This window comes from Anaeromassilibacillus sp. An250 (assembly GCF_002159845.1).
In the GTDB taxonomy this organism is placed as follows: Bacteria; Bacillota; Clostridia; order Oscillospirales; family Acutalibacteraceae; genus Anaeromassilibacillus; species Anaeromassilibacillus stercoravium.
In genome coordinates this window covers 127,511-146,725 of sequence record NZ_NFJK01000002.1, presented here as the reverse complement: position 1 = coordinate 146,725, position 19,215 = coordinate 127,511, and the positions used below count along the sequence as shown (strand labels likewise).

The following is a 19,215-nucleotide window of genomic DNA, read 5'->3' as shown; positions in this document are numbered from 1 at the left end:
AAAATAGTCAATAATAACTATTTTACTCTTAAATCTCCGAGATATATTTGACATTTTTGAGTAAAAATGCTATATTAATTGTGAACAAATTGTTTAAGGGAGCATGGTCTATGAAGCCAAGTCGTTCCCGTTGCTTGCGGGCGCTTGTAGGAATTGGCGCTCCCTTGGCGGCCTTGGGAGGCCTATTCTATCTTTATCATTATGGAAGCCCGTTTGTTTGCGTGTTCTACCAGTTGACGGGCCTTTACTGCCCAGGCTGTGGGGCTGGACGCGCATTGTCCTCGCTGATTCATGGGGACATCCTTGCGGCCCTCCACTATAATGCCTTCTTCTTGCTGGTTTTCCCTTTTATCGTGTATTATCTGGTAAAGCAATACATCCATTTTGTCTTTCAAAAGGACCCACTGCCGTTTTTTCGTATTCGCCTATCGGTGTACAATAGCGTTATGCTGTTGATCATTCTCTTCTGGATTCTGCGAAACATTCCTGTGTTTCCTTTTTCCTGGTTGGCGCCTTGATAATCGTCTCCGAAAAAGCGCGGGATCTCCCCTCCATGTGGAAGAAATCGATACAGGGTATACCGGTGTTCGATTCTCTGACAGAACTACAGTACATATATGGATAACCGAAAAGCTTTTTAAAAGGGAAGCAGATTGGCTGCCGCAGACATCCGGATATCCTATTTTTTCACCTTAAGATAGTACCCAAAGGCGGAAATATCCCAATCGTCTCGATGGTACCCCACACGATTGTTGGATCTGACTCTATTTTTCGCTTAGTAGGTTCCCTATCCAGTATAAGAATCTTTTATATTTTTAGCAGGAGGAAAAGAACATGAAGAATTGTCCAAAATGTGGCAGCCCATTGCCGGAAGGCGTAAAATTCTGCCCGACGTGCTCGTATGACCTGGGGAAACAGCCCGACACCGTTGAGAATACAGCCCAAACAGAACCCTATGTAAAAGCGCCCTCGGATTCCCAGCAGCCAAATAGCAATACCCCGCCTCAGGGATACAATGCGCAGCCTTCCCAGCAGCCGCCTGTCTATACCCCCTATCCGGCGGTCCCGAACAATGGCAACCCCAAAAATTATACTGGCCTGTTGGTCTGGTCCATCGTCAATTTGGTTTGCTGCTGCCTGCCATTGGGCATCGTTGGCCTGGTTTTCACGGTCACTTCCAAGAACGAAATGACGGCGGAAGCACAGGAAAAGAAACTCAAGAATGCATTTATCTGTAACCTTATCGGCACAATCGTCGGCTTTGTTGTCGAGATCATTTGGGTATTCCTCAACATTATTCTTGCGTTCTAAAACCTGTCCCCTAATTGAAAATGGGAATTTTACAGAACTGCGGCAGAATACCTCTTTAAAGGAGGGGATTCGTCTGGGAAAGTTCCCTCATAGCCAAATCCCCGGCAAAGCCGGGGATTTTTTTGCAACAAAAAACCTGTCTGTGGAGTTAATCCACAGACAGGTTTTCTTCTTGTGAAAAAGAAATTACTTTACTTCGACTTCTGCGCCAGCCTCGGTCAGCTTCTTGCTGATTGCGTCCGCATCGTCCTTGGAAACGCCTTCCTTAACAGCCTTCGGTGCGTTGTCAACAACTTCCTTCGCTTCCTTCAGGCCCAGGCCGGTGATCTCGCGGACAACCTTGATGACCGCGATCTTGTTGCCGCCAGCGCTCTTCAGCACGACGTCAAACTCGGTCTTCTCTTCAGCAGCCGGAGCAGCGCCCGCAACCGGAGCAGCAGCAACAGCAACCGGAGCAGCAGCAGAAACGCCGAACTCCTCTTCGAGAGCCTTAACGAGCTCGGAGAGCTCCAGAACGGTGAGTGCCTTAACATCTTCAATCAGCTTAACAACTTTATCAGACATGATAATACCTCCACATTTTTCAATTTAAATTTTGTGCGCCTGTGGCGCTGGACAAATAAAAACGATTATGCATTCGCAGCTTGTTTCTCTGCGATAGCATTCAATGCGACAACCAGGCCCTTCATCGTGCCATTCAAGACCGTGACGAAGCCGGTGATCGGCGCATTCAAGCCGGACAAAGCCTGTGCGACCAAGACTTCCTTGGACGGGAGCTTTGCAAGGCTCTTAACCGCCTCTACATCGATGACCTTTCCGTCTACGAAACCGGCCTTGATCTCAAACGTCTTGCTCTTATCGGCAAAATCGCACAGAGCTTTTGCGCTGCCGGTGTAGTCATCTTTGCTGAGAGCAATTGCAGTCGTGCCCTCCAGGACGGTGTCCAGACCTTCAATCCCAGCATCCTTCAAGGCCAGCTTCAACAACGTGTTCTTGACAACCTTGTACTCGCCGGTCTCACGCAGCTGCTTACGAAGCTTTGTATCCTCCGCAACGGTGATGCCCTTATAGTTGACGATCACGCCGATGCAGGAGTTCTTCAGGCTCTCGGAAAGTTCCGCAACGATTTGCTTCTTTTGTTCCAATACCTTCTCGCTTGGCAAATGGATTCACCTCCGTAACCAAAATTACATTCCCATGGGGACGGAGCAAAGAAAAAGCCCTTCCCAAACCGGGAAGGGCATAAAACACATTTTTACGCTGTACAAGCCAGCAAAACATGTTCTGTAGCTCTATCCTCGGCAGGCTGGGAAACCCCATTACGCAATGCACCTGCTGTCTTTGAATAAAGGACAGCAACGAATTCGCTTTCCAAATTGCGGGAAAGCAGTATTTATCTTAACACAGGGAATCGCCCTTGTCAAGCACCAGCGCCAACTTTGTTCGGGTTCATCTTGACGCCCGGGCCCATCGTGGTAGCGACCACACAGGAACGGATATACTGGCCCTTTGCAGCAGCCGGCTTTGCCTTGATGATGGCGCCGATGAGTGCATCGAAGTTCTCTTCCAGCTTCTGAGCGCCGAAGGAGACCTTACCAATGACGCAGTGGATGATGTTGGTCTTATCGAGGCGGTATTCGATCTTACCGGCCTTTGCGTCTGCGATTGCCTTGCCGATTTCGCGGGTAACAGTACCAGCCTTCGGGTTCGGCATCAAGCCGCGGGGACCGAGGATCTTACCGAGGCGGCCAACCAGACCCATCATATCCGGAGTCGTGATCAGCACGTCAAAATCCATCCAGTTCTCGCTCTGGATCTTCTGCACCATCTCTTCTGCACCGACAAACTCTGCGCCAGCCGCTTCCGCGTCCTTTGCAGCGTCGCCCTTGCAGATTGCCAGAACGCGCACGCTTTTACCAGTGCCGTTCGGCAGAACGATGGCGCCGCGGACCTGCTGGTCCGCATGACGGCTGTCAACGCCCAGTTTGACATGGACTTCCACCGTCTCGTCGAACTTCGCGGTGGAAGTCTTTACGCAGAGTTCCAGCGCTTCGTTCGTATCATAGAACTTAGAACGGTCGATCAGCTTTGCGCTGTCGACATATTTTTTACCGTGTTTCATTGGTTTTCCTCCCTATTGAGTGGTAAAATCGGATTTGTTCCTCCCACCCGGGTGATCAATCTACGACTTCGATGCCCATGCTGCGTGCAGTGCCCGCGATCATGCTCATGGCAGATTCGACGGAAGCAGCGTTGAGGTCGGGCATTTTCTGTTCGGCAATCTTCTTGACCTGCTCACGGGTAATCTTTGCAACCTTTTTCTTATTCGGCTCGCCCGATGCGGTTTCAATTCCGCAGGCCTTCTTGATGAGAACAGCCGCAGGCGGCGTCTTGGTGATAAACGTAAACGAACGGTCCGCATAGACCGTGATGACGACAGGGATAATCAGTCCCGCGTCTCCCTTTGTACGCTCGTTGAATTCCTTTGTGAACGCCATAATGTTGACGCCATGCTGACCGAGAGCCGGTCCAACAGGCGGCGCCGGCGTTGCTTTGCCAGCCGGTATCTGGAGCTTAATCAAGCCCGTAACCTTTTGAGCCATTATTTGCACCTCCAAAATTTGTGGTAAATGGCGGAACAGGCGTTTCACCCGTTCCTCCCACAGGGGAAGCTTCTGTTCCTGCTCCCCAGGGGACTTCGTCCCTCATAATAAGCGGTTCCCCGCATATTACCATCTTATCAGCGCGCTGGGAGCCGCCCAGCGCCCGGACCTTCCGGAAAAGGCCCTTAATCCATTGTTTCCGCCTGGTCGAGCTCCAGCTCCACCGGCGTTTCACGTCCAAACATACTCACCGTAACGCGGACGCGGTTCTTTTCCAGGTCGACTTCCTCCACGGTGCCGACAAAGCCCTCCAAAGGACCATCGACGATCTGGACGGAATCGCCTACGTCATAGTTGACTTCCACCTCGCGCTTCTCCACTCCAAGCCGCGCCACCTCTTCGTTGGTGAGCGGGATCGGTTTGGAGGACGGCCCGACAAATCCGGTACATCCGCGGATATTGCGCACAACATACCAGGACTCGTCCGTCAGAACCATTTTGACCAGAACATATCCGGGAAAGATCTTGCGTTCCACATCGCGCTTTTTGTTATCCTTGATCTCGGTAACCGTTTCCGTGGGCACGCGGATCTCCTGGATCAGATCCTGCAATTGACGGTTCTCAACCGTTTTTTCAAGGTTGGATGCCACTTTGTTTTCATACCCGGAATAGGTATGAACAACGTACCATTTTCCTTCTTCGGGCATAACCATTCCTCCGCTTCCTGCTTAGGCGATATTCATAATCAATCCCAGCAGGTTCATGAATGCGGTGTCCAAGCCAAAAATGACCAGGCCGACGACGATGATCGTCACCAGGACAACACCTGTGTTTTTAAACACAGACTTTGGGGTTGGCCACACAATTTTTTTGACCTCGTTTTTGACATCGCGAAGGAACTTGCCTGTGTTCTTGAAAAAGCGGACAAATACATTTTCTTTTTTGTTCTCTTTCTTGTCCGACTTTTCCGTCTTTGCCGGCTTTTCAGCTTTAACAGCCTGTTCGGTGTCTTTGACGGTCTTCTCGGTATTCTCTGGCATTTTCTGTCCCTCCGTCCGGCTTACTTCGTTTCCTTATGAAGCGTGTGCTTCCTGCAGAAACGGCAGTACTTGTTCATCTCAAGTCTGTCCGGATCATTCTTCTTGTTTTTCATTGTGTTGTAGTTGCGCTGTTTGCACTCTGTGCAGGCTAATACGATTTTCACTCTCATGACGGCACCTCCCGTTATACGGAACAATTTTCAAGGACCTGTGCGGCTGCACAGCTCCCCGGACCCACTTTTTACAGGTCCACAGCCTCCCTCAAAAAAGGGTACAAAAAAAGAACCCCAATTCATGAGGTAAGATTACTATACCATACCCGCGCCCGGCGGTCAAGGGATTTTTCGAAAAACCTGCGAAAATTCCGCATGTTTCCTAGGGATTTCAGGCCTGAAACAAGGCATGCGCCGCTGGGGACATTCCAAATGTAGGTCCCCAACGGCGCAATGTTTCCGTTTTAAGGCCCTGAAAACCAGGCGCCCTTACCGCAGGTCGTTCAATGTCTCTGCAGAATATTTCTTTTGTTTCTTCTTCTTTTCCGGTTTCACCGTTTTCCCGCGGTACTTTTTACCCGCGCGGTATGCCTCTTGCAGCTCCTTGCGGAACTGCGGCACCATCTTCTGCTCCACCGTTTCCGGATCGTGTATCCCGTTCAGCAATACGATCGTGATGATCGAGCGCACATCCATGTCGCCTGCGGCATACATATCCCCCAGGATATCGCAAAGGCGCTTGATCTGCTCCGGCCTTCCTGAGGATAGGAGCGATTCGATCTTGGGCAGCACGTGCTCCTTTGCAAAGGTCACGCCGCGCACCATACCGTACCAGGAGCGTTCCTCTGTGATCTCTTCGCGCAGATCCGGAAAAATTCCTACAAGGCGGTTGTAGAAGAACAACGGGTCCGCATTGCTTTCGCCGCCCTTTGCCTTGCGCTTTGCCGTCTGCACGGCAGCCACGCGGCGGGGGCCCTCGATGGTCTCGACAAAGTCGTTGGCAATGCTCTCCGCTTCGGCGAGCGGCCGCTCTTCCGGCTCAAACAGCCACCGGGAAAGGATCTTCCATTTCTCGTCGGGGCCATCGTCCGTCATTGCGCAGGCCCGCAGCTCAAACTGCTTCTTCTCTTCGTCAAAAAAGACGCTGTACGCCACGCTCTCGCCGACAAACAGCGCCGTGGTTTCATTCTCGCCGTCCTTGTCCCGCTGGAACCCCTGCGGGGTGAGCGCTGCGCCCGTCTTCTCTACAATCAGGTCAAATGCCTTCTGATCCAACAATTATCACTCCTGCTCTATCAAAGCCGGGGTTTTCCTTCCATGCTCCGGCTGTTCTGATCCGTATTTGTGTTGATTATACTACATATTTATTTTTTTGTCACCATACTATTTATCGTTCCTACACCGCTTCCCTTGGCGAATTATGGGCGAAATACCCAGCAATTTTTCTCAGCCGCCTGCGGCGTTGGCAAATGTAGTGATTGCGCAGATGGTAGCCGTGTGTTATCATATATATTCAAGGGTCCGCGTGATCAAAAGCACATTCGAAACACGCGAGTCCCCGAACAATCAGGAGGTAATATCGTATGGAAAAACGCAGGATTGCCGTGATTTTCGGCGGATGTTCCTCGGAGCATGAGGTCTCCCGACTTTCTGCAAAATGCGTTATTGATAACATTCCAAAAGAAAAATATGAAATCATTCTCATTGGCATCGACAAGGCCGGCCGCTGGTTCCTGACCGACAGCAGCACGGACGACATCGCAAGCGGCGCATGGGAGCAAAACCCGCGCAACCGCGTTGCGTTCCTCTCGCCGGACCGCTCTGTGGGCGGGCTGGTTGCCCTGGACGGCGGCCATGCCTGTGAGATTATCAAGGTAGACGTTGTGTTCCCGGTTTTGCACGGCAAAAACGGCGAGGACGGAACCATCCAGGGGCTGTTCCAAATGGCCGGCATCCCCTTTGTCGGCTGCGGCACGCTGGCCTCCGCCGTCTGTATGGATAAGGCGGTCACCCGCGCCCTGTTGACCGGGGCGCGCATCCACCAGGCAAACTACCTCTGGTTCTTCGCATGCAACTATGCCGGAGAAGGCGTGGGGAAAATCAAGCGCAAGGTCGAAGCGCGCCTCGGCTATCCGGTCTTTGTGAAACCGGCAAATGCCGGTTCCTCGGTGGGCGTGAGCAAGGTGGAATCCGAAGCAGAATTGGACGCCGCGGTCGCCAAGGCTGCACATGAAGACAGCAAGGTGGTCATCGAAGAATGCATCGTGGGCCAGGAAGTCGAGTGCGCGGTGATGGGCAACGAGGTCCCGAAGGCCTCCATCGTGGGCGAAATCGCCCCCTCCGCCGACTTTTACGATTACGACGACAAATACAAGAACGGCACCTCCCAGCTCTATATCCCCGCGCACCTGGCGCCGGAGGTTGCCGACGAACTCCGCCACATTGCGGAGCGCGCCTACCGGCTGCTGGGCTGCACCGGCCTGGCCCGCGTGGACTTCTTTGTGCGCGGCGGGAACGAAATCCTGCTCAATGAGCTCAATACCCTGCCGGGCTTTACCTCCATCAGCATGTACCCCAAGCTCTGGGAGGCGTGCGGGGTTTCTATCCCGGAGCTGCTGGAGCAGCTGATTCAACTCGCATTTCAAAAATAAGGCCGGAAGGGATAAGGAATAACAATGGATAACCGACCAATCGGCGTATTCGATTCCGGGCTCGGCGGCCTGACCGCGGTCAAGGAGCTTCTGGAGATCATGCCGCAGGAAGACATCGTCTATTTTGGCGACACCGGGCGTGTGCCCTATGGCTCCCGCAGCCAGGAAACCCTTATAAAATACGCAGCGCAGGACATTCACTTCCTGGAAGAAAAGCAAGTGAAAATGATTGTCATCGCCTGTGGGACCATCAGCTCCCTTGTTGGACGCCTGAAAAAGCCGCAGGACCTTCCAATCATCGACGTCCTATACCCCACAGCCCTCGCCGCTTCGCTTGCTACGCACAACAAACGCGTCGGCGTGATCGGAACCTCCACAACGATCCACAGCGGTTCCTACCGCCGGGTGCTCGCGGAAATCGACCCACAGATCCAAGTGTTTGACCGCGATTGCCCGCTTTTCGTCCCGCTGGTGGAAAGCGGCTTTATCGAAGAGGACGAACCGGTAACCCGCCTGGTGGCGGAGCGCTATCTCGGCGAACTGCGGGACGCTGGGGTGGATACCCTCATCATGGGCTGTACCCATTATCCCATCATCAGCCGGATCATCGGTTCCATCATGGGCAAGGGGGTTACGCTGATTAACAGCGGGCGGGAAACCGCGTTTTGCTGTAGGAAACAGCTGGAAGAAAGCGGCCTGCTTTCCGGCCGGACCTCCAAAGGACAGTGTTCCTATTATGTGAGCGACCGAATGGCGGATTTCTCCAAGATCGCGGGCATTTTTCTCGGCCGGGACATCGGGCAGGAGGTCCACCAGATCGACATCGACCGCTATTGACCCATTCGAGGGGGAATGTAAAGATGCAGGAAAATTATCTGATTTCTATCTTAGGCCGCCAACAGGTGGACGGGGAAACCGGGGAAGTCCAGGTGACCACGCTCGGTTCCTATGTAAAAAAAGGGAAAAACCGATATATTACCTATAAAGAATACGACAGCGAAGTCAATGGGAAACCGGTGACCTCCGTGCTCAAGGTGGAAGGGAACGACAAAGTGACCCTCATGCGCGGTGCGGGGAGCACCCGCCTGGTGCTGGAAAACGGCAAGCGCCACCTCTGCCAGTACGACACCGGCTATGGAAACATGATGATTGGGATCTTCACCAGCCAGCTTCACTCCAACCTGACGGACGAAGGCGGCAAGCTGGAGGTGCGCTATACGCTGGACATCAATTCCAACCTGTCCAGCTCCAATGAAATTTTGATTACCATCAAGGAGGCAGAAAATAAAGATGTCGAAACTCGTGCAACAGGCGACCACTGAACTGAGGAATACCATCCGCTCGGCCATGGAAAAGGCCTGCGCCAACGGCGAACTGCCGCAGGCGGATATCCCCGAATTTTCCATTGAGGTCCCCGCGGACCGGGCCCACGGCGATTGGGCCACCAACGCCGCCATGGTAAGCGCGCGTGCATTCCATGCAGCGCCCCGCAAAATCGCGGAGGCAATCACAAACAACCTGTCCCTGGACGGCACCTATTTTGACCGCTTCGAAATCGCAGGACCCGGCTTCATCAACTTTTTCCTGAGCAAGCAGTTCTATGTAGACGTGCTCAAGGATATTGAAGCGCTCGGCACGGAATACGGCCGCAGCGACTACGGGCAGGGCAAAAAGATCATGGTCGAATTTGTCTCCGCCAACCCGACCGGCCCCATGCACATGGGCAACGCGCGCGGCGGCGCCCTTGGCGACTGCCTAGCGGCTGTGCTGGATGCAGCGGGTTACTCCGTATGGCGCGAATTCTATGTAAACGACGCGGGCAACCAGATCGAAAAATTCGGCAATTCCCTGGAAGCACGCTATTTGCAGATTTATAAAGGCGAGGACGCCGTGGAATTCCCGGAGGACGGCTACCACGGCGACGACATCAAGGAGCGCGCCGCGCAGTTTGCGGAGGAATTCGGCGACCGCTATGTGGATGCAGCGCCGGAAGACCGCCGCAAGGCCCTGGTGGAGTTTGCACTGCCGCGCAACATTGCGAAGATGAAAGCTGACCTCGCCAAATACGGCATCCAATACGACGAGTGGTTCTTGGAAAGCAAGCTGCACAACGACGGCGAGCTGGAGGAGACCATTCAGATTCTGAAAGACAAGGGCCTGACCTACGACAAGGAGGGCGCGCTCTGGTATCGCGCGACCACTTTTGGCGCGGAAAAAGACGAGGTGCTGGTCCGTCAGAACGGCAACCCCACCTATTTTGCCGCGGACATCGCATACCACCGCAACAAATTCGCCAAGCGCGGCTTTGACCGCTGCATCGACGTTTGGGGCGCCGACCACCATGGCCATGTGGCCCGTATGAAGGCCGCCATGGACGCTGTCGGGCTGGACGGCAGCAAGCTGGACATTGTTTTGATCCAGCTGGTGCGGTTGGTCCGCAATGGGGAAGTGGTGCGCATGAGCAAACGCACCGGCAAAGCCATCCAACTGGCCGACCTGCTGGACGAAGTGCCCGTGGATGCCGCGCGTTTCCTGTTCAACATGCGCGAAGCGACCTCCCAGATGGATTTTGACCTCGACCTTGCGGTCCAGCAGGATGCACAGAACCCGGTCTATTATGTGCAGTATGCGCACGCGCGCATTTGCAGCATTTTGAAGGCGCTCAAAGCCGAGGGCATTGAACCACGCGCCTGCACCGATGAGGAGCTCGCCCTTCTGAATACGCAGGAGGAGATCGACCTCATCCGCCATCTCTCCGCCTATACGGATGAGATCGTCGCAGCGGCCAAGGATTATGACCCCGCTCGTATCACGCGCTACGTCATCACGCTGGCCAATCTGTTCCATAAATTTTACAATACCTGCCGCGTAAAGGATGAAGAGGATCACCTCCGCGCCGCGCGCATCTGCCTGTGCGAGGCAGCCGCAACGGTCATCCGGAACGTGCTATCCCTGCTGAAGATTTCAGCGCCCGAATCCATGTGATTCCGGTTCAAACGAAGCCTTACAGGAGAACAAAACCATGGAAGATTTCCCTTATCCGTTACCTATGTTGTTGGACGGCGCCACCGGTACTGCATTAGAAGCAGCCGGTATGCCGGCGGACATATACCGTCCCGGCGGTTCCGGCGCAGAACAGTGGATTTTGCAGCATCCCGATGCCCTGCGGTCGTTGCAGAACGCATACATCGATGCGGGCTCCCAAGCGGTCCTCGCCCCGACGTTTGGGGCGAACGCCTCGTTGCTCGCCGCCTACGGCCTGGAAGGGCGCGTGGCGGAGCTCAACGCCGAATTGGTTCATTTGACCCAAAGCATCGCAAAACCGCGCGGGGTCCTGGTGGGCGGAAGCATCTGCCCCAGCGGCCTGTTTGTCCCGCCTTATGGGGAAGCCGATTTTGACGACATCTATGATTTATACCGCCAGCAGATCCGGGCCTTGGACAAAGCGGGGGTGGATTTCATCGCCATCGAATCGCAGACCTCCCTGGCCGACATGCGTGCCGCCGTGCTCGCGGCGCGGACGACCGACCTGCCGGTGTTTGTCACGATCGCTGTGGACGAAAGCGGCCACACGGTGACTGGGAGCTCCCTGCTCCCGGTGGTCATCACCCTACAGGCCATGGGCGTGGACGCCATCGGGTTGAATTGCCTGCTGGACCCCATGCTCCCGCTGATCGAAGAAGTCTGCCTGCACACGGCCGTTCCCATCATTGCAAAGCCGGATGTGCGAAGCTCTGACGAAACGCTCCTCACGCCGGAGTCGTTTGCGCAAAAGATGCGCCTATTGATGCAGGCCGGCGCGCGCATTGTCGGCGGGCATGACGATTCGACCCCGGAACATATCGCGGCCTTAAAAGAGGTCGTGCAGGAGTTCGGCGAACCGGAAATTCCGGAGGAGCCCGACTGTTACGCCGCTACCATTGAGACGGAGGCGTTCTTCCTCGGCGACGACATTGCGTTCAGCGAACCCCTGGCCTGTACCAGCCATTTGGCCGACGATCTGATCGATCTCGAAGACGACCGCTGCAACACGGCCCTGGTGGAAGTGGAAAGCCTGGACGACGCTTTGCTCCTTGCGGAAAACAGCGGTATGACCCGCCTTCCCATCGCTGTCCACTGCGACAGTGCGCCGGTGTTGGACGCCGCCCTGCGGTACTTCCAGGGGCGTTTGATCGTCGATAGCGAATGCCAGATTGAGGATGAGGTGTTGGAACCTCTTGCGGCCAAATATGGCGCCATTCTTTATTAATATCGCTTGCTAATCATAATTTTCCAAAAAATACGCCCCGAAGCCGGTGAAAAAACTGCTTCGGGGCGTATCATTTTGTAAAGCAAAGCGGCACGCGATTTTTGTTGGGCCACCGCCTCTATATTCATTTGTTCTCCGCTTCCGGGTGTTCCATGGATGTATCTGCGGAGAAGGAATCATCCTCTAAGGGCATATGCAGGGGTTCCACCGTCTCCATTTGGGCGCTTTCCTCGGACCCCCCCTGGTTTGGCAGGGATTCCCCGCCGCCCGGCGCCGTCTTTTTCCTTACCGGCGGGACTTCATTCCAGCTACAAAACGCCAAGTAGATCCCCATACACGCCAGGATAATGGCGACCACCGAACAGGCGACGGACCAGACCTCTACCCCGACCGGTCCAAGGATCATGGCGACCACACAGAAGATCATTCCGATTTCAAAAAAGATAAACGCAAGTTTATGATCGGACATCGTTGCGCCTCCCATCATTTCGACTCGATGGCACAGCAGAGAGCGGCCAGCTGCTCCATCGAAAGCTGCTCTGCACGGGCGGTCGGGGAGATTCCCGCCGTTGTGCAGGCGTTGGACACCTGCTCCTTGGGAACCGATAAGCCCGCGGACACGGCGTTCAGAATGGTCTTGCGCCGCTGGCCGAACGCCGCTTTCACCAGGGCAAAAAAGCGTCTCTCATCCGGCACATAGATCGGCGGCTGCTCCCGCACATCCAGCCGGATGACGGTGGAATCCACATTCGGCGGCGGCAGGAAGCTTCCCCGGGACACCTGGAACAGTACGCGCGGTTCGGCGTAATACTGCACCGCTACGCTTACCGCGCCGCAGGCCCGCGTGCCCGGCGGCGCACACAACCGCTGCGCGGCCTCCTTCTGCACCATCACCGTCAATGCCCGGATGGGCAACCGCTCCTCCAGCAGCCGCATGATGACGGGCGACGTGATATAGTACGGCAGATTTGCACACACCACCACGTCCATCCCCGCGAATTCTTCCTGTAAAAGCCGTTGCAGATCGACTTTGAGAACATCATCGTTCACCACTTTTGCATTTGGGTGATTGCCCAGCGTCTCGTGCAGCACGGGCAAAAGGCGTTTGTCGAGCTCAATGGAGACCACCTTTTCCGCACGTTTGGCTAGCTCGACGGTCAACACGCCGATGCCGGGGCCAACCTCCAACACGCCGGTGCCGGGGCCTGCCCCGCACTCCTCCGCCATGCGGGGACACACGGAAGGGTTGATGAGAAAATTTTGTCCCAGCGATTTGGAAAAGGTGAAGCCGTGCCTTGCAAGCAGCGATTTCACCGCAGATGGGTCGGACAACCTGTATGTCTCCTGCAAAACGATTTCCTCCGAACGCCCTTATAAGGGCAAATATTCCATGCCGTCCGGGACCCTGCGAAAAGGGCGCGCCACAACTTCCATCGCCCTTCCTTTTCACCGTCAAATCCCAAACGGCCTGCGCTTCCACTTGTTCCAAGGGATACGGCTCCCCTCGGAAGCACATAAACGCATCCCTGTTTCCGATATTATAGCATAGAAATTCCTGGAATGCCATTGATTCCTGGACGAAAATCCCCTATCATAGAAGTGGATAAAAACAAGTAGAGAAAAGAGGGAACATATGATCCGAACAGATAAAGAAAATTATTACCTGGATATTGCGGAAACGGTCTCGGAGCGCGGGACCTGCTTGCGCCGCAACTTTGGGGCAATCATCGTCCAAAACGACGAGATCGTCGCCACCGGCTATAACGGCGCGCCGCGCGGACGAAAGAATTGCATCGACACCGGCGTTTGCATCCGGGAAGCGCTCGGCATCCCGCGCGGGGAACGCTATGAAGTCTGCCGCTCCGTCCATGCAGAGGCAAACGCGATCATCAGCGCCGCACGGCGGGAAATGATCGGTTCCACCTTATACCTGGTGGGAAAGGACGCCAAGACGGGCGAATATGTGGAAAATCCCTCAAGCTGCTCCATGTGCAAGCGGCAGATCATCAACGCAGGCATCGCCCGCGTGGTCATCCGGCTGAACAAGAAGGAGTTTGTCACTGTCCCCGTGTCCGACTGGATCGAAAACGACGAATCGCTCAACGGAACCTTTGGATATTAAAAATAAGACCATAAGAAAAGTGGACGAGCCGCGCGCATCGTCCACTTTTCCCTTTTATACCGAAAAAATCCTTGTAATCTGTTCCACCAGGAAAGCCGCTGCCGTCGCTCCCACGGCGACCGTGAGCAATCCCTTGTCTTTGTATGCCAGCACCAGGGCTACCAATAACCCTGCGGCCGCACTGACGACGCTCTGCACCGTCACCGCTTCCGCGGTGGAGAACAGGATCGCCGGAAAGGTCATGGCCGCCAGTACCGCATAGGGCACGTAGGCCAAAAAGGATCGGATAAACCGGTTTTGTATTTTCTTTTTAAAAATGGCCAACGGCAATACGCGGATGATATACGTCACCACCGCCATGATCGCCACGGAGAGCAGCACCCGCTGCAAGTCGAACGTCATCCCGTCCCACCTGCCTTTTCCGGCGCTGGCTCGTCATCGATCGGATAGCGCGCCGCCGCGTAAGCGGATACCACAACCGCGCAGATGATAATCACCCAGCCCGAGGAAATCTGGTTCAGGATGGGCAGCCACTTGAAGCAGCAGCTCAAAACCGTCGCAAGCAGCACCACCATGGCGATGGGCTTTGCCTTGCACGCAGGCGGGATGATAATCGCAATAAACATGCCGTAGATCGCAATCCCCAGGGCGTTGCGCAGGGAATCCGGCAGAAGGCCCGTGGCGGTCGCGCCGAGCAGGGTCCCAAGGGCCCAGCCCACATAGGGCGTAATCACCAAGCCAGATAGGTATTTTGCGTTGACTTCCTCCTTTTGCTGGATGGCAACCGCAAAAATCTCATCCGTAATCCCAAAGGCCAACACCCAACGCTCCAGATTCGTCATCCGCGACTCCACCTTTTGCGAAAGGGACAGCGACATCAACATGTAGCGGATATTGATGATAAACGTTGTGACCGCAATCTCCACATATGTCCCGCCCGCCAAGATCAGCTGCGTCCCTGCCACCTGGCCCGCGGACGTCAAATTGGTCATGGAGATCAGCAGCGCCACCCATACCGGCAGCCCTCCTTGCGTCGCCATGATACCAAAGGCAAAGGATACGCTGAGATAGCCGAGGCAGATGGGCATGCCATCTTTGAGACCCTTCCGGAAGGTCAAAGCTGTCTGTTCCACTCTTTCAATCGCTCCAACTCTTTCTGTGATCCCTCTCAAAGAAGGCTGCAAACCAGATCGCCCATCTCCGTGCAGTTGACGGTGCGGAGGCCCTCCGCCGCAATATCCGGCGTACGCGCCTGCTTCAACGCAGCGGAAACCGCATCCTCAATGGCCTGCGCCGCCTCCGGCTGATCCAACGAGTATTTGAGCATCATTCCAGCCGACAGGATGGTCGCCAGGGGGTTCGCCTTGCCCGTCCCCGCGATGTCCGGGGCGGAGCCATGGATCGGTTCGTACAAGCCCGCTTTTCCGGAGCCCAGGCTTGCGGACGCCAACATACCGATGCTGCCGCTGATCATCGAGGCCTCGTCGGAGAGGATGTCCCCGAAGATATTCGATGTGACGATCACGTCAAACTGCTGCGGGTTGCGCACCAGCTGCATGGCACAGTTGTCCACATACATATTGCTGAGCTCTACATCCGGGTACTCTTCCGCGCCGATGCGGGCAACCGTTGCACGCCACAACCGGGAGGATTCCAAAACATTTGCCTTGTCCACGCTGCACAGCTTCTTGCCGCGCTTGCGGGCCATGTCAAACGCCACGCGCGCAATGCGCTCGATCTCCGGCACGGTGTACATCTCGGTATCGTACGCCGCCGGGACGCCGTTGACCTCCTTGCGGCCGCGCTCTCCAAAATAGATGCCGCCGGTCAGCTCGCGGACCACCATCACGTCGAGCTTTCCGCCGATGATCTCCGCCTTCAGCGGGGAGGCATCGCGCAGTTCGTCAAAAATAACCGCTGGACGCAGGTTGGCAAACAGCCCCAGGGCGCCGCGGATCCCCAGAAGCCCTTTTTCCGGCCTCTGGTCCCCCGGCAGAGTATCCCATTTGGGGCCGCCCACTGCCCCCAGCAGCGTGGAGTCCGCAGCTTTGCATTTGTCGATGGTCTCCTGTGGAAGCGGGGTTCCTGCCGCGTCAATCGCGCTTCCCCCCAAGAGGGCCTCCTCATACTGGATCGCAAAGCCGAACTTCTCCCCGGCTTTGTTCAACACTTTGACCGCCTGGTCAACGATTTCGGGCCCAATCCCATCGCCCTTCAACAATACAATTTTGTATGTATTCATTGAATGTACCTCCTAATTATATAACATCATTCGATCGTGTATATTCCAAATCAAACACACAAACGATTTTCTTTGCATCTCTGAATCTTTATCAGATTTTTCATCTGGCAAAACATCTTTTTAAGGTTTTAGCGGAGACAAACCCGTCTCCGCTTTCCTCTTTCGAACGGAGGGTACTCCTTACTTCGCTTCCCCCTCCGGGTCCTTTTGCTCGCTGCAAGCGCGGTTGATGGCGCAGATAATGCCTTTGATGGACGCCAAACTGATGTTGCCGTCCATACCCACACCAAAGACCGTCCTGCCATCCGGCGCAGTCAGCTGGATATACGAAATTGCCTTAGAGTCCGCGCCCTCTGAGACGGCGTGTTCACGGTAGGTGACGAATTTATAGTCGTGGATGCCCACGGTGCGCAGCGCCTTGAAGAATGCGTCGATCGGGCCGTTGCCCGCCGCGCTGATCAGATGATCCTCATGGCGGAAGCGCAGATTGCCTTCAAAGTGTACCACGGTCTCGCCTTCCGTGTCGTTTTCTTCATAGAGTTTGTATTTCTTGAGATTGTACGGATATTTGACGTCCAGATAATGGGCGCGGAAAATGTCGAAGATCTCGTTCGGCAGGAGTTCTCTGCCGGCTTCGTCGCAGGCGGCCTTGACCATCGCGCCAAACTCCGGATGCATGGCCTTGGGAAGTTCATAGCCAAAGCTCTGCTGCATGATGAACGCAGCCCCGCCCTTCCCGGACTGGCTGTTGATGCGGATGATCGGCTCGTATTTGCGTCCGACGTCCGCCGGGTCGATCGGCAGATATGGAACCTCCCAATACTGGGTATCGTGCTCGCGCATGTAGTCGATTCCCTTTTTGATGGCATCCTGATGCGAACCGGAGAAGGCTGTAAACACCAAGTTGCCCGCATAGGGATGGCGGTCATGCACCTTCATGCGGGTGCATTTTTCATAAATTTCACGGATCTCACGGATGTTGGAGAAATCCAGCTCCGGGTCCACGCCCTGGGAATACATATTCATCGCGACATTCATGATGTCCGCATTGCCCGTGCGTTCGCCGTTTCCAAAGAGGGTCCCTTCCACACGCTCCGCGCCTGCCAGGAGGCCCAGCTCGGTGGCGGCCGTCGCCGTACCGCGGTCGTTGTGCGGATGCAGGCTGATGATGACGCTGTCGCGGTTTTTGATATGGCGGCAGAAATATTCGATCTGATCCGCGTGATGGTTCGGGGTGCTCATCTCCACCGTGTTGGGGAGGTTCAGGATCAGTTTGTTCTCCGGCGTGGGCTGCAAGACGTCCATGACCGCCTCGCAGATGGCGACTGCATTGTCCATCTCAGTCCCGGAGAAGCTCTCCGGCGAATACTCATAGCGGATGTTCATCCCCGTCCTGGCGACCTCTTCGTCGGTGAGCTCTTTGATGAGCTTTGCGCCGTTGACGGCAATGTCGATGACGCCCTGCATATCGGTCTTAAACACCACTTTGCGCTGCAAAGTCGAGGTGGAATTATAAAAATGTACGATCACATTTTTGGCGCCCTGGATGGCCTCAAAGGTCTTTTTAATCAAGTGCGGGCGCGCCTGCACCAGCACCTGGATGGTCACATCGTCCGGGATCAGGTTGCGGTCGATCAGCGTGCGGCAAATCTCGTATTCCGTCTCGGAAGAGGACGGGAAGCCGATCTCGATCTCCTTAAAGCCGATGTCCACCAGCGTTTGGAAAAAGCGCAGCTTTTCCTCGAGGTTCATGGGGTCGATCAACGCCTGGTTGCCGTCGCGCAGGTCGACGCTGCACCAAGTAGGCGCTTTTGTGATCACTTTATCCGGCCAGGTGCGATCCGGCAACGGGACCGGTTGAAAGGGAATATACTTGTGAAAGCCTTCGTACATAGCAATGTCCTCCTATATAGAATAAAAAAAGCCCCGAACTTTCCAACGAAAGTTCGGGGCGAATTTACAAATCCGCGGTACCACCCAAATTCAGCGCTTACGCGCCCTTCAGCCTCCAACAAGGCCTTTGCTTATAACGCAGCCATACGTCCGGTCCTACACAGCGGGTCAAACCGGCAGCTCGGGGATGAGCTATACACAAGCGCCTTTGCACCAGCTCGCACCACCCGCTGGCTCTCTGAAGAAAAAACGCAAGTCTTATTCCCGTCATCGCCTTTTCTCTATAGTATTAATATTAACGTTTCTTTCCGAAAATGTCAACCCTCCGGCGGCGCATTTTTTCCATCCAATTGTTGGCCTTTGTTGCGATAGGTCCGGTCCGCGGCCTCGCGCGCTAGGTCGATGATGAATTTTTCGTCGCCGCCCTTTGCGCTGCGTCCGGCCGGGATGGTGTCGTACACCTCTGCCACCATGGAACGCATCCAAAGGCCCGGCGTAATCCGCAGGGAATAGCCGCAGCCGTTCTCGGTCATCCAGTCATAGAAGCTGGCGCGCGGAAGGCCGTACGCAGAAAGGATGGACATCAGCGTGCCTCCATGGGCCACAACCACGGCCGATGTGGTGCCGGAGCGCATCAGCTCCTCCACCAGATTCTCAAAAGCGGCGCAGGTGCGCTGCACCAGCACGCCGGTGCTCTCGCCGTTCGGCGGGGCCACGCTGTGGCTGCTCTCCATCCATTGCAAGAAGCTGGGGTCTTCCTCGGCCAATTGCTTGGCGGTCTTTCCTTCCCAATCACCAAAGTCGCACTCGCGGAAACCGTCCACCAGCACGGGCTCTGCCTCTGGATACAGGATGCGCAGGGTGTCTATACAACGGCTCATCGGGCTGCAGTAATAGGCTTGCGCCTCGGGATACTCGTATTTTTCTTTGAGATCCTGTAAAGCCCGAATCCCCTCCGCGGCGAGCGGGGAGTCCGTCCGGCCGATGTACTGCCCCAGCAGGTTCCCCTCCGTGATTCCATGCCGGATCAAATGAATGGTATAGGATTTCATAAAACAGCGGCGGAGCCTATTGCCCGCCGTCCACCACCTTTCAAAATAACATTTCCATT

The 19,215-nt window shown here is 55.2% G+C and carries 23 protein-coding genes and 2 other annotated features; of the genes, 8 read left to right on the top strand and 15 right to left on the bottom strand.

Annotated features, from left to right (window positions below):
* Nucleotides 1-110: 110 nt before the first annotated feature.
* Entirely contained in the window at nucleotides 111-518 is a 408-nt protein-coding gene (locus B5F54_RS18370) for a DUF2752 domain-containing protein (protein ID WP_087229953.1), read from the top strand.
* Nucleotides 519-834: 316 nt separating this feature from the next.
* Complete coding sequence (locus tag B5F54_RS02295) at nucleotides 835-1,311, top strand: CD225/dispanin family protein (protein WP_087229950.1); 477 nt, start codon at nucleotides 835-837, stop codon at nucleotides 1,309-1,311.
* A gap of 186 nt (nucleotides 1,312-1,497) precedes the next feature.
* Here B5F54_RS02295 and rplL read toward each other — a convergent pair whose 3' ends face one another.
* The 8 genes from rplL to B5F54_RS02255 form a co-directional block, all read right to left on the bottom strand.
* Nucleotides 1,498-1,875, bottom strand: coding sequence for a 50S ribosomal protein L7/L12 (rplL, locus tag B5F54_RS02290; RefSeq protein ID WP_082402120.1), 378 nt, complete (start codon nucleotides 1,873-1,875; stop codon nucleotides 1,498-1,500).
* 65 nt (nucleotides 1,876-1,940) lie between these two features.
* Nucleotides 1,941-2,474, bottom strand: coding sequence for a 50S ribosomal protein L10 (gene rplJ / locus B5F54_RS02285; RefSeq protein WP_087229947.1), 534 nt, complete (start codon nucleotides 2,472-2,474; stop codon nucleotides 1,941-1,943).
* A 41-nt stretch (nucleotides 2,475-2,515) separates the two neighbouring features.
* Nucleotides 2,516-2,674, bottom strand: a sequence feature (ribosomal protein L10 leader region).
* Nucleotides 2,675-2,731: 57 nt separating this feature from the next.
* Nucleotides 2,732-3,433, bottom strand: coding sequence for a 50S ribosomal protein L1 (rplA, locus tag B5F54_RS02280; protein ID WP_087229944.1), 702 nt, complete (start codon nucleotides 3,431-3,433; stop codon nucleotides 2,732-2,734).
* Between the two features lie 55 nt (nucleotides 3,434-3,488).
* Nucleotides 3,489-3,914 (bottom strand): 50S ribosomal protein L11, encoded by a 426-nt coding sequence (gene rplK / locus B5F54_RS02275; protein ID WP_087229941.1) that lies wholly within the window; start codon nucleotides 3,912-3,914, stop codon nucleotides 3,489-3,491.
* Between the two features lie 185 nt (nucleotides 3,915-4,099).
* Entirely contained in the window at nucleotides 4,100-4,621 is a 522-nt protein-coding gene (gene nusG / locus B5F54_RS02270) for a transcription termination/antitermination protein NusG (RefSeq protein ID WP_087230305.1), read from the bottom strand.
* 21 nt (nucleotides 4,622-4,642) lie between these two features.
* A complete protein-coding gene (secE, locus tag B5F54_RS02265) occupies nucleotides 4,643-4,954 on the bottom strand; it encodes a preprotein translocase subunit SecE (protein WP_087229938.1) in 312 nt (103 codons plus the stop codon).
* A gap of 20 nt (nucleotides 4,955-4,974) precedes the next feature.
* Complete coding sequence (rpmG, locus tag B5F54_RS02260; protein ID WP_054323564.1) at nucleotides 4,975-5,124, bottom strand: 50S ribosomal protein L33; 150 nt, start codon at nucleotides 5,122-5,124, stop codon at nucleotides 4,975-4,977.
* Between the two features lie 312 nt (nucleotides 5,125-5,436).
* Nucleotides 5,437-6,222, bottom strand: coding sequence for a DUF7674 family protein (locus tag B5F54_RS02255; RefSeq protein ID WP_087229937.1), 786 nt, complete (start codon nucleotides 6,220-6,222; stop codon nucleotides 5,437-5,439).
* A gap of 308 nt (nucleotides 6,223-6,530) precedes the next feature.
* On the opposite strand from B5F54_RS02255, the gene B5F54_RS02250 reads away from it, so the two are divergent.
* The 5 genes from B5F54_RS02250 to B5F54_RS02230 are packed head-to-tail and all read left to right on the top strand — an operon-like array spanning nucleotide 6,531 to nucleotide 11,847.
* Nucleotides 6,531-7,598, top strand: coding sequence for a D-alanine--D-alanine ligase family protein (locus tag B5F54_RS02250; protein ID WP_087229934.1), 1,068 nt, complete (start codon nucleotides 6,531-6,533; stop codon nucleotides 7,596-7,598).
* A 24-nt stretch (nucleotides 7,599-7,622) separates the two neighbouring features.
* Nucleotides 7,623-8,435 carry a glutamate racemase gene (gene murI / locus B5F54_RS02245; protein WP_087229931.1) on the top strand — a complete coding sequence of 271 codons (813 nt, stop codon included), beginning with the start codon at nucleotides 7,623-7,625 and terminating at the stop codon, nucleotides 8,433-8,435.
* Between the two features lie 23 nt (nucleotides 8,436-8,458).
* Nucleotides 8,459-8,920 carry a DUF1934 domain-containing protein gene (locus B5F54_RS02240; RefSeq protein ID WP_087229928.1) on the top strand — a complete coding sequence of 154 codons (462 nt, stop codon included), beginning with the start codon at nucleotides 8,459-8,461 and terminating at the stop codon, nucleotides 8,918-8,920.
* A complete protein-coding gene (gene argS / locus B5F54_RS02235; protein ID WP_087229925.1) occupies nucleotides 8,889-10,583 on the top strand; it encodes an arginine--tRNA ligase in 1,695 nt (564 codons plus the stop codon). Before B5F54_RS02240 ends, argS begins: the two co-directional genes overlap by 32 nt.
* A gap of 37 nt (nucleotides 10,584-10,620) precedes the next feature.
* Complete coding sequence (locus B5F54_RS02230) at nucleotides 10,621-11,847, top strand: homocysteine S-methyltransferase family protein (RefSeq protein ID WP_087229923.1); 1,227 nt, start codon at nucleotides 10,621-10,623, stop codon at nucleotides 11,845-11,847.
* Nucleotides 11,848-11,971: 124 nt separating this feature from the next.
* On the opposite strand, the gene B5F54_RS02225 is transcribed toward B5F54_RS02230, so the two are convergent.
* Entirely contained in the window at nucleotides 11,972-12,316 is a 345-nt protein-coding gene (locus B5F54_RS02225) for a hypothetical protein (RefSeq protein WP_087229920.1), read from the bottom strand.
* A 14-nt stretch (nucleotides 12,317-12,330) separates the two neighbouring features.
* Nucleotides 12,331-13,197, bottom strand: a complete 867-nt coding sequence (gene rsmA, locus B5F54_RS02220) for a 16S rRNA (adenine(1518)-N(6)/adenine(1519)-N(6))-dimethyltransferase RsmA (protein WP_087229917.1) — start codon at nucleotides 13,195-13,197, stop codon at nucleotides 12,331-12,333.
* A 283-nt stretch (nucleotides 13,198-13,480) separates the two neighbouring features.
* Here rsmA and B5F54_RS02215 point away from each other — a divergent pair, with 283 nt between their 5' ends.
* Nucleotides 13,481-13,969 (top strand): deoxycytidylate deaminase, encoded by a 489-nt coding sequence (locus B5F54_RS02215; RefSeq protein WP_087229914.1) that lies wholly within the window; start codon nucleotides 13,481-13,483, stop codon nucleotides 13,967-13,969.
* 54 nt (nucleotides 13,970-14,023) lie between these two features.
* Here B5F54_RS02215 and B5F54_RS02210 read toward each other — a convergent pair whose 3' ends face one another.
* The 5 genes from B5F54_RS02210 to B5F54_RS02190 form a co-directional block, all read right to left on the bottom strand.
* Nucleotides 14,024-14,371, bottom strand: a complete 348-nt coding sequence (locus tag B5F54_RS02210) for an AzlD domain-containing protein (RefSeq protein ID WP_087229910.1) — start codon at nucleotides 14,369-14,371, stop codon at nucleotides 14,024-14,026.
* On the bottom strand, nucleotides 14,368-15,057 hold the full coding sequence (locus tag B5F54_RS02205) for an AzlC family ABC transporter permease (protein WP_087230302.1): 690 nt from the start codon (nucleotides 15,055-15,057) through the stop codon (nucleotides 14,368-14,370). Before B5F54_RS02205 ends, B5F54_RS02210 begins: the two co-directional genes overlap by 4 nt.
* A gap of 80 nt (nucleotides 15,058-15,137) precedes the next feature.
* Nucleotides 15,138-16,211: a 3-isopropylmalate dehydrogenase gene (leuB, locus tag B5F54_RS02200; RefSeq protein WP_087229907.1), complete on the bottom strand. Its 1,074-nt coding sequence runs from the start codon at nucleotides 16,209-16,211 to the stop codon at nucleotides 15,138-15,140.
* Between the two features lie 180 nt (nucleotides 16,212-16,391).
* Complete coding sequence (gene leuA / locus B5F54_RS02195; protein WP_087229904.1) at nucleotides 16,392-18,104, bottom strand: 2-isopropylmalate synthase; 1,713 nt, start codon at nucleotides 18,102-18,104, stop codon at nucleotides 16,392-16,394.
* A 51-nt stretch (nucleotides 18,105-18,155) separates the two neighbouring features.
* Nucleotides 18,156-18,384 (bottom strand) — a binding site (T-box leader).
* A gap of 37 nt (nucleotides 18,385-18,421) precedes the next feature.
* On the bottom strand, nucleotides 18,422-19,156 hold the full coding sequence (locus tag B5F54_RS02190) for a histidine phosphatase family protein (RefSeq protein ID WP_087229901.1): 735 nt from the start codon (nucleotides 19,154-19,156) through the stop codon (nucleotides 18,422-18,424).
* Between the last annotated feature and the right edge of the window lie 59 nt (nucleotides 19,157-19,215).